Genomic DNA, 13,425 nt, shown 5'->3' on the forward strand with positions numbered 1-13,425 from the left:
CCCTGGTGCCCGTCGACGATGAGGACCAGGCGCTCGACACCTACACACAGTGGTGGACCGATCGTGGCCTCGACCTGTACGAACACCAGGAAGAGGCCCTGCTCGAGCTGCTCGCCGGCAGCCACGTCATCCTGGCGACCCCGACCGGTTCGGGCAAGTCGCTCGTGGCCGCCGGCGCACTGTATTTCGCGCGCTGCCGGGGCGAGCGGGCCTTCTACACCGCGCCGATCAAGGCCCTCGTCAGCGAGAAGTTCTTCGAACTGTGCGGGATGTTCGGCGCCGACCAGGTCGGTCTGCTGACCGGTGACGCGTCGGTCAACCCGGATGCGCCGATCGTCTGCGCCACCGCCGAGATCGTCGCGAACCTGGCCCTCGCCGCCGGTGGCGACAGCGACATCGGCACGCTCGTCGCCGACGAGTTCCACTACTACGGCGAACCCGACCGCGGCTGGGCGTGGCAGGTCCCGCTCATCGAGCTGCCCTCCACGCAGTTCCTGCTGATGTCGGCAACGCTCGGTGACGTCTCGTTCTTCGTCGACGATCTCGCGCGCCGCACCGGCCGCGACACGGTCGAGGTCACCGGCGCCCAGCGGCCCGTGCCGCTCGTCCACGACTATGCGATGACCCCGATCCACGAGACCATCGCCGATCTCGTCGACCGCGGTCGCGCCCCGGTCTACGTGGTGCACTTCACCCAGGCCGCCGCGGTCGAACGCGCCCAGGCTCTCCTGAGCGTCAAGATCTGCGACAAGGAGGAGAAGGCCGCCATCGCCGAGGCGATCGGCGACTTCCGCTTCTCCACCGGCTTCGGCAACACCCTGTCGAAGCTGCTGCGTTCGGGTGTCGGCGTCCACCACGCCGGGATGCTCCCCCGCTACCGTCGCCTCGTCGAACGTCTTGCGCAGCAGGGACTCCTGAAGGTGATCGCCGGCACCGACACGCTGGGCGTGGGCATCAACGTGCCGATCCGCACGGTGCTGTTCGCCGGGTTGAGCAAGTACGACGGTCGCCGCGTCCGTCGCCTCCGGGCGCGGGAGTTCCATCAGATCGCGGGCCGCGCCGGCCGCGCCGGCTTCGACACCGTCGGGTACGTCGTGGCTCAGGCACCCGAGCACGACGTGGAGAACGCCCGCGCCGTCGCCAAGGCCGGCGACGATCCGAAGAAGCTGCGGAAACTGGTGCGCCGCAAGCCTCCCGAGGGTTTCGTGTCGTGGGGAGAGAAGACCTTCACCCAGCTGATCGACGCGCCCGACGAGCCGCTGCGGTCGCACTTCCAGATGACCACCGCGATGCTGCTCGAGGTCCTCGGCCGTCCCGGCGACTGTTTCGCCGCCATCCGGCACCTGCTCGAGGACAACCACGAACCGCGAGATCGGCAGCTGCGCCACATCAAGCACACCATCGAGCTCTATCGCGGCCTGCGCGATGCCGGCATCGTCGTGCAGCTCGACCAACCGGACGAGACCGGCCGGCACATCGCGCTCAGCGTGGACATGCCGGAGAACTTCGCGCTGACCAACCCGCTGTCCGCGTTCGCGATGGCCACGTTCGAGATCCTCGACCCCGAATCCTCCACGTACGCCCTCGATGTCATCTCCGTTCTCGAGTCGACGCTGGAGAACCCGCGACCGTTGCTGCTCGCCCAGCGCAAGGTCGCCCGGGACGCCGCGATCGCCGAGATGAAGGCCGACGGCATCGAGTACGAGGAACGGATGACGCGGCTGGAGGACATCACCTGGCCGCAGCCGCTCTTCGAGGAGATCTTCGGCGCCTTCGAGATCTACCGGCGCGGTCACCCCTGGGTGGCGTCGTTCCCACCCAACCCGAAGTCGGTGCTCCGCGAGATGCTGGAGAAGGCGATGACCTTCACCGAGCTGATCTCCGCCTACGGTCTCGCCCGCAGCGAGGGCGTGGTGCTGCGCTACCTGTCCGACTGCTATCGGGTTCTCCGCCAGGGCGTTCCGACCAGTGCGGTGACGCCGGAGATCGAACAGATCGTGGCCGATCTCGGCACCATGGTCCGCGAGGTCGACTCGAGTCTCGTCGACGAGTGGGAGGCACTCGCCGCCCAGGCCGCGGAGGTCTGACCCTCACACCGGCGTGACGGCGCCGGTGTCGGCGACGATCTCCCCGATGATCGTCGCGAGCTGTCGATACGCGTCGTCGTGGCGTGCGGACCGGCGGAAGACGACCCCGATCCGCCGCCCCGGTCGCGGCGAGGCGAAGGTGGCGATCGCCAGGTCCCCCGAAGCCGTCTCCGACGCGACCGCGGTCTGCGGGATGAGGGTCACCCCGAGCCCGCCCACGACGCAGTGCACGGCCGTCGTCAGCGATGCCGCGCGCGTCTGCCCCAGGTCGGGCCGGACCCCAGCGAGAGCACACACCTCCAGCGCCTGGTCCCGCAGGCAGTGCCCCTCGTCGAGCAGCAGCAACGGCAGGTCGGCCAATGCGCTCGGGTCCACCCGTCGTTTGCCGGCAAGAGCGTGCCCGGCCGGCAGGGCGAGGACGAAATCCTCACGGTAGAGCGGTATCTCGGCGATTCCGGGCACGTCGAGCGGCAGCGCCAGGAGCGCCACGTCGAGCGTGCCGCCCCGCAGCTGTTCGACGAGCCGCCCGGTCTGTTCCTCGACGACGCGGGGCCGCAGGTCCGGAAGCCTCTCGGCGAGTCCGCGCAGCACCGCGGGCAGCACGTAGGGCGCGACCGTCGGGATGACTCCCAGCCGGATCGCCCCGTGCAGCGGCTGACCGGCACCCGCGGCCGCCGCGGTGAACTCGTCGACGGCGTCCACGGCCGCGATCGCCCGCGGCAGCAGTTCCTCGCCGTCCTGGGTCAGCAGCACCCGGCGCGTCGTCCGTTCGACGAGCGTCACCCCGAGACCCGTCTCGAGCGCCGACAGGGCCTGCGACAGCGACGGCTGGCTCACTCCCAGGTCCGCGGCGGCGGACCCGAAGTGTCTGCGCTGGGCGAGCGCCACGAACGCGCGCAGACCGGCGATGGTGGGCTGATAAGTTTTATCGGGCATGGCTATCAGTGTAGTGCTACTAATCACGTTTCGCTTTTGTCGAATTTCCGGCACGATAGTACTCGTACGTCGCGAAAGTCTTTCGCGCGCAATTCCGGTACACCCCCTCAGCTGAAGGAGCGATACATGGCCCTGCTCACCATCGGTGACCAGTTCCCCGCCTACAACCTCACCGCCGTGATCGGTGGCGACCTCAGCAAGGTCAACGCCCAGCAGCCCGATGACTACTTCACCACCGTCACCTCCGACGACCACCCCGGCCAGTGGCGCGTCGTCTTCTTCTGGCCGAAGGACTTCACCTTCGTGTGCCCGACCGAGATCGCCGCGTTCGGCAAGCTGAACGACGAGTTCGCCGATCGTGACACCCAGGTGCTCGGCGCCTCGGTCGACAACGAGTTCGTCCACTTCCAGTGGCGTGCACAGCACGAGGACCTGAAGACCCTGCCGTTCCCGATGATGAGCGATCTGAAGCGTGAGCTGGCCACCGCTGCAGGCGTTCTCAACGCCGACGGGGTCGCCGATCGCGCCACCTTCATCATCGACCCGAACAACGAGATCCAGTTCGTGTCGGTCACCGCCGGTTCCGTGGGCCGCAACGTCGACGAGGTGCTGCGCGTCCTCGACGCCCTGCAGTCCGACGAGCTGTGCGCCTGCAACTGGAAGAAGGGTGACCCGACGATCGACGCCGGCGAGCTCATGTCCTCGGGCGTCTAGAGAAGGAGATCAAGATGAGCATCGACAATCTCAAGGAAGCCCTTCCGGAGTACGCGAAGGACCTCAAGCTCAACCTCGGTTCGATCAGCCGCACCACCGCGCTGAACGAGGAGCAGCTGTGGGGAACCCTGCTGTCGACCGCCGCTGCCACCAAGAGCGCCAAGGTGCTCAGCGAGATCGCCGACGAGGCCGCTGACAACCTGTCGGCCGAGGCCTACAACGCCGCACTCGGTGCCGCGTCGATCATGGGTATGAACAACGTGTTCTACCGCGGTCGCGGCTTCCTCGACGGCAAGTACGACGACCTGCGTCCCGGCCTGCGGATGAACATCATCGGCAACCCGGGTGTCGACAAGGCCGCGTTCGAGCTGTGGTCGTTCGCCGTGTCCTCGATCAACGGCTGCGGACACTGCGTCGCCGCCCACGAGAACACCCTGCGTGAGGCCGGCGTCGACCGCGAGGCCATCTTCGAGGCCCTCAAGGTCGCCTCGATCGTGACCGGTGTGGCCCAGGCCATCGCCACCACCGAGGTGCTCGCGAACGCCTGATCCAGGCAACACGACGAAGCCCGGCTGCCTTTCGGCAGCCGGGCTTCGTGGTGTTCGACAGTGTTCGGGCCGTCAGCTCAGCGCGGCACGGATGCGGTCGGCCATCTCGCCGACCTCGTCGGTCGTCATGACGAACGAGGGCGAGATCTGCAGCGCACCCTGCCCGGCGGCGCGTGTGCTGACGCCGTGCTCACGCAGCTTCACCACCGTGGCCGGCGCCGTCGCCGGATCGGCGAGCTGCACCGCGGTGACCGCACCGAGCCCGGTGCGCACCTCGGCCACCGCGTCGAGGTCGGCCAGCGGGGACAGGGCCGCCGCAAGGTCGCCCTCGAGTCGGGTGGCCTCCGCGAGCAGGTTCTCGCGGCGGATGATCTCGAGGTTGGCCAGTGCGGCGGCCGCGGCCGCGGCATGACCGCCGTAGGTGTAGCCGTGGCGCCACCAGACGCCGCCGGCGAAGAACGGTTCGGCGAGGCGCGGCGCGATGAAGACCGCACCCATCGGCACGTAGCCCGAGGTGAGCCCCTTGGCGGTGGTGATCATGTCCGGCTGCAGGTCGAAACGTGCCGAGGCGAACCACGAGTTGCCGGCGATACGGCCGAAGCCGGTGACGACCTCGTCGACGACGAACAGGATGTCGTGGTCCCGGCAGATCGCACGGACCTCGTCCAGGTATCCGGCCGGCGGCAGGTAGATGCCACCGGCGCCGATGATCGGCTCGCAGAAGAACGCGGCGATGTTCTCGGCGCCGACCCGCTCGATCAGACCGAGCAGGCTCTTCGCGTCATCCCAGTCGACGTTCTGCACGTCGTGCATGAGTTCGCCGTAGCCGTCGTGGTTGAGCGGGATGCCCGCCAGCGACGTACCGGCGGCGTGCATGCCGTGATAGGCCTTGGTGCGGCTGATGACGACGCGCTTGGCGGGCTTGCCCTGCTCCACCCAGTAGCGGCGGGCCAGCTTGACCGCGGTGTCGATCGAGTCGCTGCCGCCCGAGGTGAAGAAGATCTTCGACCCGGGCACCGGCGCGATCGCGGCGAGCTCGTCGGCGAGCTGCAGCGTGACGTCGCTCGCGATGTCCCCGAAGTTGGAGTAGTGCGCGATGGTGCCGAGCTGACGCGACACCGCGTCGGCGATCTCGGTACGCCCGTGGCCCACGTTGGTGAACCACAGACCGGCGGTCGCGTCGATGTATTCCTTGCCCTCGCGGTCCCAGATACGGGTCCCCTCACCCTTGGTCACGACGAAGGGGCCACTCGCGGTCACCGCACCCATGTCGGCGAAGCCGTGCCACAGAGCACCAGAAGTTTCAGACATGCCCACCATGATGCCGGGCGAGGTGAGCGCCCCCGGCATCGACCCATATCCTGGAGTCATCATGTCGGTCGAGTCCTCAGATCCAGCCCCGCGAGATCCTCAGCCCGGCATCTCCCGTTCCGAACTGCTGCGGTCGCTCGACGCGGTCGCGATCGTCGACGCCCACCGTCTGCGCCGCCGGGTCGACAAACTCGGCCGCACCCCCGATCCGCACAGATGGGAACAGCTCGTCGCCGACGTCGAGAAGGCCCGGCACCGCCTCGACCGTCGCCGGGCCACGGTGCCGGTGCTGCGCTTCCCCGACGAACTCCCCGTCTCGGCCGCCCGCGAGGAGATCGCCGCCGCGATCCGGGACCACCAGGTCGTGGTCGTGGCCGGTGAGACCGGTTCCGGCAAGACCACGCAGCTGCCGAAGATCTGCCTCGAACTCGGCCGGGGCATCCGCGGCACCATCGGCCACACGCAGCCGCGTCGTATCGCGGCGAGCTCGGTGGCCAAGCGCATCGCCGACGAGACCGACACCGAACTCGGTGACGCGGTCGGCTATTCGGTCCGGTTCACCGACCGCTCGGGCGCCGACACCCTGATCCGCGTGATGACCGACGGCATCCTGCTCCGCGAGATCGCCACCGATCCGATGCTGCGGCGCTACGACACCCTCATCATCGACGAGGCCCACGAGCGCAGCCTCAACATCGATTTCATCCTCGGCTATCTGCGACGGCTGCTACCGCAACGACCGGACCTGAAGGTGATCATCACCTCGGCGACGATCGAACCCGCCCGCTTCGCACGGCATTTCAGCACACCCGAGATGTCGGTCCCGGTCATCGAGGTGTCGGGTCGCACCTACCCCGTCGAGGTCCGTTACCGGCCGTTGAGTCTGCAGGAGCGCCCCGACAGCGGCGACGACACCGGCGGCGGCGAACACGCCGACCTCGACCAGATCCAGGGCATCGACGCCGCGATCGACGAACTGTGGGCCGGCGGCCGCGGCGACATCCTGGTCTTCCTCCCCACCGAACGCGACATCCGCGAGACCGCGGATGCGTTGAAGCGCCGGACGGGAACGGGCCGCAACGGCGGCGCGGAGATCGTCCCGCTGTTCGCGCGGTTGTCGATCGCCGACCAGCAGAAGGTCTTCGCCCCGTCGAACGGTCGCCGCATCGTGCTGGCCACCAACGTCGCCGAGACGTCGGTGACTGTCCCCGGCATCCGCTACGTCATCGACACCGGCACCGCTCGTATCAGCCGGTACTCGACCCGCACCAAGGTCAATCGCCTTCCCATCGAACCGGTTTCGCAGGCCAGCGCCCGCCAGCGCGCCGGGCGGTGCGGTCGCGTCGCCCCCGGTGTGTGCATTCGGCTCTACAGCGAGAACGACTTCGACGCCCGGCCCGCGTTCACCGACCCGGAGATCCTGCGTACCAACCTCGCCGCCGTCATCCTCCAGATGACCTCGCTGAAACTCGGTGAGATCGCGGACTTCCCGTTCGTGCAGCCGCCCGACGAGCGCGCCATCCGCGACGGCATGGGTGTGCTCACCGAACTCGGGGCGATCACCGTGAGCCGTGAGGGCGGCCCGCCGCGCCTCACCCCCGTCGGGCGCTCGATGTCCCGGATCCCGGTGGATCCGCGGATCGCACGGATGCTGATCGCGGGTCGCGAACTCGGCTGCCTCGACCACCTGCTGGTCATCGCCTCCGCGATGTCCCTGCCCGACCCCCGCGAGCGTCCGGCCGAACATCGCGAGGCCGCCGACGCCTCGCACCGGCGCTTCGTCGTGCCGCAGTCGGACTTCCTGTCCTACGTCGAGCTGTGGCGCTACCTCGACGAACAGCGCAAGGAGTTGTCCAGCAGCAAGTTCCGTCGGATGTGCGAACGGGAGTTCCTGCACTTCCTGCGAATCCGGGAATGGCGGGACCTGCATCGCCAGCTCACCGAGATCGTCAAGGACCTCGACTGGCCGGTGAGTCCGGCCGGTTCCGACCTGCCCGAGGTCGACGCCGACGCCGTCCATCGCGCGATCCTGTCAGGACTGCTGTCCAACATCGCCGCCCGCAACACCGAGGGCCGCGAGTTCACCGGGGCGCGCAACACGACGCTGATGATCTTCCCGGCGTCCCCGCTCGCCAAGAAGCCGCCGCCGTTCATCATGGCCGCCGAGGTCCTCGAGACCTCGCGACTGTTCGCGCACACGGTCGCCGGCATCGACCCGCTGTGGGCGGAGAAGCTGGCCGGCGATCTGGTCAAGCGCACGCACAGCGAACCGCACTGGTCGTCCAAGCGCGGTGCCGCGATGGCCTACGAGCGGGTCACCCTCTACGGGGTCACCCTCGTCGCGCGTCGTCGTGTCGACTACGGCCCCATCGACCCGGTCGTCTCACGCGAACTGTTCATCCGCCATGCCCTCGTCGAGGGCGACTGGCGTACGCAGCACCCGTTCTTCGAACGCAACCGCGCACTGCTCGAGGCCGCCTCCGACGTCGAGAACCGTATGCGCACACGCGGACTGGTGATCACCGAGGACCAGCTGTTCGAGTTCTACGACAAGAGGGTGGGCGCCGAGGTCACCTCCGCACGGCACTTCGACACGTGGTGGAAGAAGGCCCGACGCTCCGATGCGGCTCTGCTCGATCTCAAGCCGGAGGACGTCGCGGCGAGTACCGAAGCCGCCCCCACCGACTATCCGGGCGCCTGGCAGCAGGGCGACACCCGACTCGAACTCCGCTACCGGTTCGAGCCCGGCGCCCCCGATGACGGTGTCACCGTGATCATCCCGCGCGCACTGCTCCCCCACGTGCGCCCGGCGGGTTTCGACTGGTCGGTGCCCGGCATGCGGACGGAACTGGCCACCGCACTGGTGAAGTCGTTGCCGAAGCAGCTACGCAAGTCGATGTCGCCGGCACAGCGTTTCGCCGAACTGGCACTGGCCCGCCTCACCCCACGGAGCGAGCCGCTCACGGTCGGGCTCGCTCGCGAGCTCACCACGATCACGCAGATGACGGTCACCGCAGGCGATTTCGACGTCGACCGGATTCCGGCCCACCTACGGATGCATTTCGCGGTCGCCGACGACGCCGGGGAGATCACCGCGCGAGCCGATTCCATCGCCGAACTGCAGCGCGCGGCCACCCCGCCAGCGTCGAAGACGGTGAAGCGCACCCTGTATCGCGCCTGGACCGACGAGGGCATCGGCACTCTCGCCGCACAGCGGACCGTCGACATCGCCGGACAACGCCTCACCCGTTACCCGACCATCGACGCGATCACCGACGACGCCGGACGCACGCGCGGGGTGGTCGTGATCGACGCCGCGTCGGAGCAGACCCGTGATCGATTGGCGGCGAGAGGAATCGTCGCGCTCCTCGACCTGGCGATCCCGCCCCTGCACCGCCGCGTGGCCGGTTCCCTCGGGGCCGCGGGTCGACTCGCGCTGAGCCAGAGCCCCTACCCGGATCTCGATGCGTTGCTGGCCGACTGCACACGTCGCGCCATCCGCGATGTCGTGGCGGGCCTCGACGCCGGCACCCTGTCGGCGGTGCGCTCTCCCGAGACATTCCGCGTGCTCACCGAGAAGTTGCGTCCACGGATCACCGAGTCGGCACCGGACTACTTCTCTCTCGCCGTCGAATCCCTCGGTTGGGTGGCACCGGTCCGTGCCGCGATCGACCGACATGCCGGTTCACTCGCGGCCGATGACGTCGCCGAACAGCTGGACAATCTCGTCTTCGACGGATTCGTCGCCGCCACCGCACGACGACATCTGGAGAATGTGCCGCGCTACCTCGCGGCCGCCGAGGCCCGCCTGTCGGCGCTCCCTGCATCGGCGGCCCGGGATCAGGCCGGAGTAGCCGTCGTCGACCGGGTGACCGAGCGGTGGGCGCAACGACTGACTCAGGTGCCCGACCACCGGAAGGCGCACGTCAACGACGAGGCCCAGTGGCTCGTCGAGGAGCTGCGGGTGGGATTGTTCGCCGAACGGCTCGGCACCGCGTACCCGGTGTCGGAGAAGCGGGTCCTACGAACTCTTGACCGACTCGGCTGAGGCGGCTCGGAGGTCGTCGATCTCGCGCTGGAAGTCCTCGACGGAGTCGAACGAGCGATAGACCGACGCGAACCGCAGGTAGGCGACCTCGTCGAGGTCGCGCAGCGGCTTGAGGATCGCGAGACCGACCTCGTTGCTGGGGATCTCGGCCGATCCACTGGCACGTACGGTGTCCTCGACCTGCTGGGCGAGCTGCGCCAATGCGTCCTCGGCGACGTGGCGTCCCTGGCATGCGCGCCGGACGCCCCTCATCACCTTCTCGCGACTGAACGGTTCGGTGACGCCGTTGCGTTTGACCACCGCGAGCACCGCGCTCTCCACGGTCGAGAAGCGTCGCCCGCACTCCACGCAGGAGCGGCGGCGCCGGATGGCCTGCCCCTCATCAGCGACACGCGAGTCGATGACCTTGGTGTCGTCGTTCTTGCAGAAGGGGCAGCGCATCGTATCCTCACGCAGGTCACGGGACACTCTGGTGCAGCCGCGCCGCATGCCAGGCCGGTAGTCGGCCGGTCCCTGTGACATCGAGGATACCGCCCGTGCTCAGTGGTACCGGGGGGCGAGCAGCGGCTGACCGACGCGCAGCCCGCTCGACGGGAGGTCGTTCAGCTGGATGATCTCGTCGACGACCGCCTCACGCGGCATCTCGGGGGCGACGCGCGATGCGATGGTGCTCAGCGAGTCGCCCGACCGCACGTGTACGACCTCGGTGCCGACCGAAGAAGGTGTGACCGTCGCGGCGTAGTTCTGACCGACGACCGCGATGACCCACACGGCCAGAGCGAGCCCGACGCCGGCGAGAATTGCCGTCGCCGTGCGCCGACGCCGCCGGATGACGGCCGAGGGCGCGGTATGCGCAACACGCGAGACGGGTACGACCGGTGCACGACCCCGCATACCGACCGGCGAGGCGCACCGGGTGGAGGCGACCCGGCGGACCCGGACCGCCGACTCCGGCACCGGACGCCCGTCGACGGGCCGGCGGCCGTCGCCGCGGCGCATCGGGCGCGGACGCTCCAGGACGTCACCACGGACCGAATCGGTGGAGCGGTCGGGGTCGATGAGAGTGGCGGTGCGCATGATGCCCTCCGTGTTTCCGGTCGAACGCTTGTCCGTGCTCCGACTGCGTCGTCGGCGTTCGAACTGTTCGATTGTCGATCATCTGTTCGATGCACTGATGTTCGATTTGTAGCACGGCACTCCGACACTTGTCTCGCAACACGTCGAACAAATGTTTGATGCGGTCGGCATTCTCGGCTAGGGTCGTCGTCAGACAAGCGATCTACCAGCACGTTCGGAATCGAGAGGAACCCGATCATGAGCGATGACGGCGGTAAGCGCACCGGAGCGCGGGGCGCCGACGAGCCCGTCGCCCCGGCAGACATGGCGGCGGCCGAGGCCTCGCTGACGCCGCGGCAGCGCGGAGTTCTCGAGGTGATCCGCAGATCCGTGCGCGAGCGCGGTTACCCGCCGAGCATCCGCGAGATCGGTGACGAGGTGGGTCTCACGTCGACCTCCTCCGTCGCCCACCAACTGCGGACGCTCGAACGCAAGGGCCTCCTCAAGCGCGACGCGAATCGTCCGCGAGCGGTCAACATCGCACCGAGCGAGCCGCCGACGCCCACCTCACCGACCGGTGGTGCGCTACCCGAGCCCACCTTCGTGCCGGTGCTCGGCCGGATCGCCGCAGGCGGCCCGATCCTCGCGGAAGAAGCCGTCGAGGACGTCTTCCCGCTCCCCCGCGAGCTCGTCGGCGAGGGTTCGCTGTTCCTGCTGAAGGTCGTCGGTGAGTCGATGATCGACGCCGCGATCTGCGACGGCGACTGGGTGGTCGTCCGCCAGCAGAACGTGGCCGACAACGGCGACATCGTGGCCGCGATGATCGACGGCGAGGCCACGGTCAAGACCTTCAAACGCCAGAAGGGTCATGTCTGGCTGATGCCGCACAACGAGCTGTTCGACCCGATCCCGGGCGACGAGGCCGTGATCCTCGGCAAGGTCGTCACCGTGATGCGGCGTATCTGACCTCTTCGTTCTCGAGAACCGCGGCGGCAGCCTCGCGCGCCGCAGCCGGATCGGTGGTGGCGAGCGCGGCTGTCGCCGCGTTTTCGCAGGTCGACCGTGAGACGCCGCCGAGGCGGGCACCGACCGCGGCGGCCGCCACCGGAGCACTCGACAGCGAGGTGACACCCAACCCGACGAGCACACAGGCGAGGATCGGGTCCGCCGCGGCCTCGCCGCACACGCCCACCGGTTTCCCCTGATCCCGTCCGGCCCGCGCGACCGTCGCGATGAGGTGCAGGACCGCCGGCTGCCACGGATCGGTCAGCGATGCGAGATCGGCCGACATCCGGTCGGCGGCCATCGTGTACTGCGTGAGGTCGTTGGTGCCGATCGAGACGAAGTCGACCTCGGCCAGGATCGCCGGCGCGAGGATCGCGGCGGCGGGGACCTCGATCATCACCCCGGCGACCAGTCCGCGTTCCCGTACCTGAGCGGCGAAGGCGGCCGCCTCGGCCGGTGAGGCGATCATCGGCGCCATGACCCAGGGGCTCGTCTCGGAACCCTCCGCGGCGCGTGTGATCGCGTCGAGCTGATGGGCACGGATCTCGGGGTGTGCCAAGGCGATCCGGTCGCCGCGCACACCGAGCGCCGGGTTGGCCTCCTCGGGCTGGTGCACGAAGCGCAGCGGCTTGTCCGAGCCGGCGTCGAGCGTACGGATGACGACCCTGCGGCCGCCGAACGCGTCGAGCACCTCGCGATAGATGTCCGCCTGTTCCTCCACCGACGGCTCGTCGGCGCGTTCGAGGAAGGCCAGTTCGGTGCGGAACAGTCCGACGCCCTCCACCGGATGATCGGTGGCCGCACGGGCCGACGATCCGTCGGCGACGTTGGCCAGGATCGCCACCTCCACACCGTCGGCGGTGCGACCCGGGCCCGACCAGCCGGCGACCCGTGCGGCCTGACGCGTGTACTCGTCGACACGGGCCCGCGCGGCGGCGTTGTCGGGTTGCACGACGATCTCGCCTGTCGTGCCGTCCACGAGTATCACCGTGCCCGAGTCGATCCCGGCGAGACCGGGGACCGCGACGACACACGGGATGCCGAGCTGCCGGGCGATGATCGCGGTGTGGCTGGTGGGCCCGCCCAGGCGGGTAACCAGCGCGATGGTGGTGGCGGGATCGAGCCCCGCGGTGTCGGCGGGCGCGAGGTCGTCGGCGAGGAGGACCGAGGGCACGTCCGGCGTGGGCACGCCGGGCTCGGGGAGGCCCAGGAGTTCGGCGAGGACGCGGTCGCGGACGTCGTTGAGATCGGTGACGCGCTCGGCCATGAGCCCACCGAGCTTGGTGAACACGGCGGCGAACTGTTCAGTGGCGGCGACGGCGGCCGACGGCGCCGAGGCGCCCTTGGCGATCAGACCCGAGGCGGCACCGATCCAGCCGCGGTCCTCCGCGAGTCCGGCCGTTGCGGTGAGCACCTCGGCGGCGACGCCGGTGTTCTGCGATGCACGCTCACGTAGGCGCGCGGCGACCGCGGCCGCCGCGGCGGTGAACCGTTCGGCCTCGTCGGCGCGACGGTCCTCGGCGATCTCGACGCCTGCGCCCAGTGCCTCTGCGGAGTGGTCGGGTCGGCGTCCCGGCCAGAGTGCGGGCCCGAGAGCCACACCACCGACAACCGGCGTCCCCGTCAGAATCTGCGTCATGTGACCACGGTTACAAATTCTTCTTGACTTGTCAACATAAACAGGCGTAAACACAATTACTACAACACGCAAAGCCACATG

The 13,425-nt window shown here is 68.9% G+C and carries 10 protein-coding genes; 5 read left to right on the forward strand and 5 right to left on the reverse strand.

What is annotated here, in order from left to right:
- Nucleotides 1–5: 5 nt before the first annotated feature.
- On the forward strand, nt 6–2,087 hold the full coding sequence (locus tag PWF70_RS13790; RefSeq protein ID WP_006359504.1) for a DEAD/DEAH box helicase: 2,082 nt from the start codon (nt 6–8) through the stop codon (nt 2,085–2,087).
- Nucleotides 2,088–2,090: 3 nt separating this feature from the next.
- On the opposite strand, the gene PWF70_RS13795 is transcribed toward PWF70_RS13790, so the two are convergent.
- On the reverse strand, nt 2,091–3,023 hold the full coding sequence (locus tag PWF70_RS13795; RefSeq protein WP_006359505.1) for a hydrogen peroxide-inducible genes activator: 933 nt from the start codon (nt 3,021–3,023) through the stop codon (nt 2,091–2,093).
- A gap of 126 nt (nt 3,024–3,149) precedes the next feature.
- Between PWF70_RS13795 and PWF70_RS13800 the strand changes: the two genes are divergently transcribed.
- Together PWF70_RS13800 and PWF70_RS13805 are read left to right on the forward strand one after the other, a co-directional pair.
- Entirely contained in the window at nt 3,150–3,737 is a 588-nt protein-coding gene (locus tag PWF70_RS13800; RefSeq protein WP_006359506.1) for a peroxiredoxin, read from the forward strand.
- Nucleotides 3,738–3,751: 14 nt separating this feature from the next.
- A complete protein-coding gene (locus tag PWF70_RS13805) occupies nt 3,752–4,285 on the forward strand; it encodes an alkyl hydroperoxide reductase (protein ID WP_006359507.1) in 534 nt (177 codons plus the stop codon).
- A gap of 72 nt (nt 4,286–4,357) precedes the next feature.
- On the opposite strand, the gene PWF70_RS13810 is transcribed toward PWF70_RS13805, so the two are convergent.
- Nucleotides 4,358–5,635 (reverse strand): aminotransferase family protein, encoded by a 1,278-nt coding sequence (locus PWF70_RS13810; protein ID WP_006359508.1) that lies wholly within the window; start codon nt 5,633–5,635, stop codon nt 4,358–4,360.
- A gap of 22 nt (nt 5,636–5,657) precedes the next feature.
- Here PWF70_RS13810 and hrpA point away from each other — a divergent pair, with 22 nt between their 5' ends.
- Nucleotides 5,658–9,644 (forward strand): ATP-dependent RNA helicase HrpA, encoded by a 3,987-nt coding sequence (gene hrpA, locus PWF70_RS13815; RefSeq protein ID WP_286352980.1) that lies wholly within the window; start codon nt 5,658–5,660, stop codon nt 9,642–9,644.
- Here the strand turns inward: hrpA and nrdR are convergent.
- Both nrdR and PWF70_RS13825 read right to left on the reverse strand, forming a co-directional pair.
- Complete coding sequence (nrdR, locus tag PWF70_RS13820) at nt 9,618–10,085, reverse strand: transcriptional regulator NrdR (protein ID WP_035754175.1); 468 nt, start codon at nt 10,083–10,085, stop codon at nt 9,618–9,620. The genes hrpA and nrdR overlap by 27 nt on opposite strands.
- A gap of 99 nt (nt 10,086–10,184) precedes the next feature.
- Nucleotides 10,185–10,721, reverse strand: coding sequence for a LysM peptidoglycan-binding domain-containing protein (locus PWF70_RS13825; protein ID WP_006359511.1), 537 nt, complete (start codon nt 10,719–10,721; stop codon nt 10,185–10,187).
- Between the two features lie 237 nt (nt 10,722–10,958).
- On the opposite strand from PWF70_RS13825, the gene lexA reads away from it, so the two are divergent.
- On the forward strand, nt 10,959–11,666 hold the full coding sequence (gene lexA, locus PWF70_RS13830; RefSeq protein ID WP_042375778.1) for a transcriptional repressor LexA: 708 nt from the start codon (nt 10,959–10,961) through the stop codon (nt 11,664–11,666).
- Here lexA and PWF70_RS13835 read toward each other — a convergent pair.
- On the reverse strand, nt 11,644–13,344 hold the full coding sequence (locus tag PWF70_RS13835; protein ID WP_006359513.1) for a putative PEP-binding protein: 1,701 nt from the start codon (nt 13,342–13,344) through the stop codon (nt 11,644–11,646). The two genes, lexA and PWF70_RS13835, sit on opposite strands and share 23 nt — an antisense overlap.
- Nucleotides 13,345–13,425 lie beyond the last annotated feature (81 nt).

This window comes from Gordonia sp. Swx-4, from assembly GCF_030316175.1.
GTDB lineage: Bacteria > Actinomycetota > Actinomycetes > Mycobacteriales > Mycobacteriaceae > Gordonia > Gordonia alkanivorans.

Excerpts from the sequence above, each read along its gene's own strand:
- PWF70_RS13795 (WP_006359505.1), bottom strand. The coding sequence starts at position 3,023 with ATGCCCGATAAAACTTATCAGCCCACCATCGCCGGTCTGCGCGCGTTC.
- PWF70_RS13800 (WP_006359506.1), top strand. The coding sequence starts at position 3,150 with ATGGCCCTGCTCACCATCGGTGACCAGTTCCCCGCCTACAACCTCACC.
- PWF70_RS13805 (WP_006359507.1), top strand. The coding sequence starts at position 3,752 with ATGAGCATCGACAATCTCAAGGAAGCCCTTCCGGAGTACGCGAAGGAC.
- PWF70_RS13810 (WP_006359508.1), bottom strand. The coding sequence starts at position 5,635 with ATGCCGGGGGCGCTCACCTCGCCCGGCATCATGGTGGGCATGTCTGAA.
- hrpA (WP_286352980.1), top strand. The coding sequence starts at position 5,658 with ATGTCGGTCGAGTCCTCAGATCCAGCCCCGCGAGATCCTCAGCCCGGC.
- nrdR (WP_035754175.1), bottom strand. The coding sequence starts at position 10,085 with ATGCGCTGCCCCTTCTGCAAGAACGACGACACCAAGGTCATCGACTCG.
- PWF70_RS13825 (WP_006359511.1), bottom strand. The coding sequence starts at position 10,721 with ATGCGCACCGCCACTCTCATCGACCCCGACCGCTCCACCGATTCGGTC.
- lexA (WP_042375778.1), top strand. The coding sequence starts at position 10,959 with ATGAGCGATGACGGCGGTAAGCGCACCGGAGCGCGGGGCGCCGACGAG.
- PWF70_RS13835 (WP_006359513.1), bottom strand. The coding sequence starts at position 13,344 with ATGACGCAGATTCTGACGGGGACGCCGGTTGTCGGTGGTGTGGCTCTC.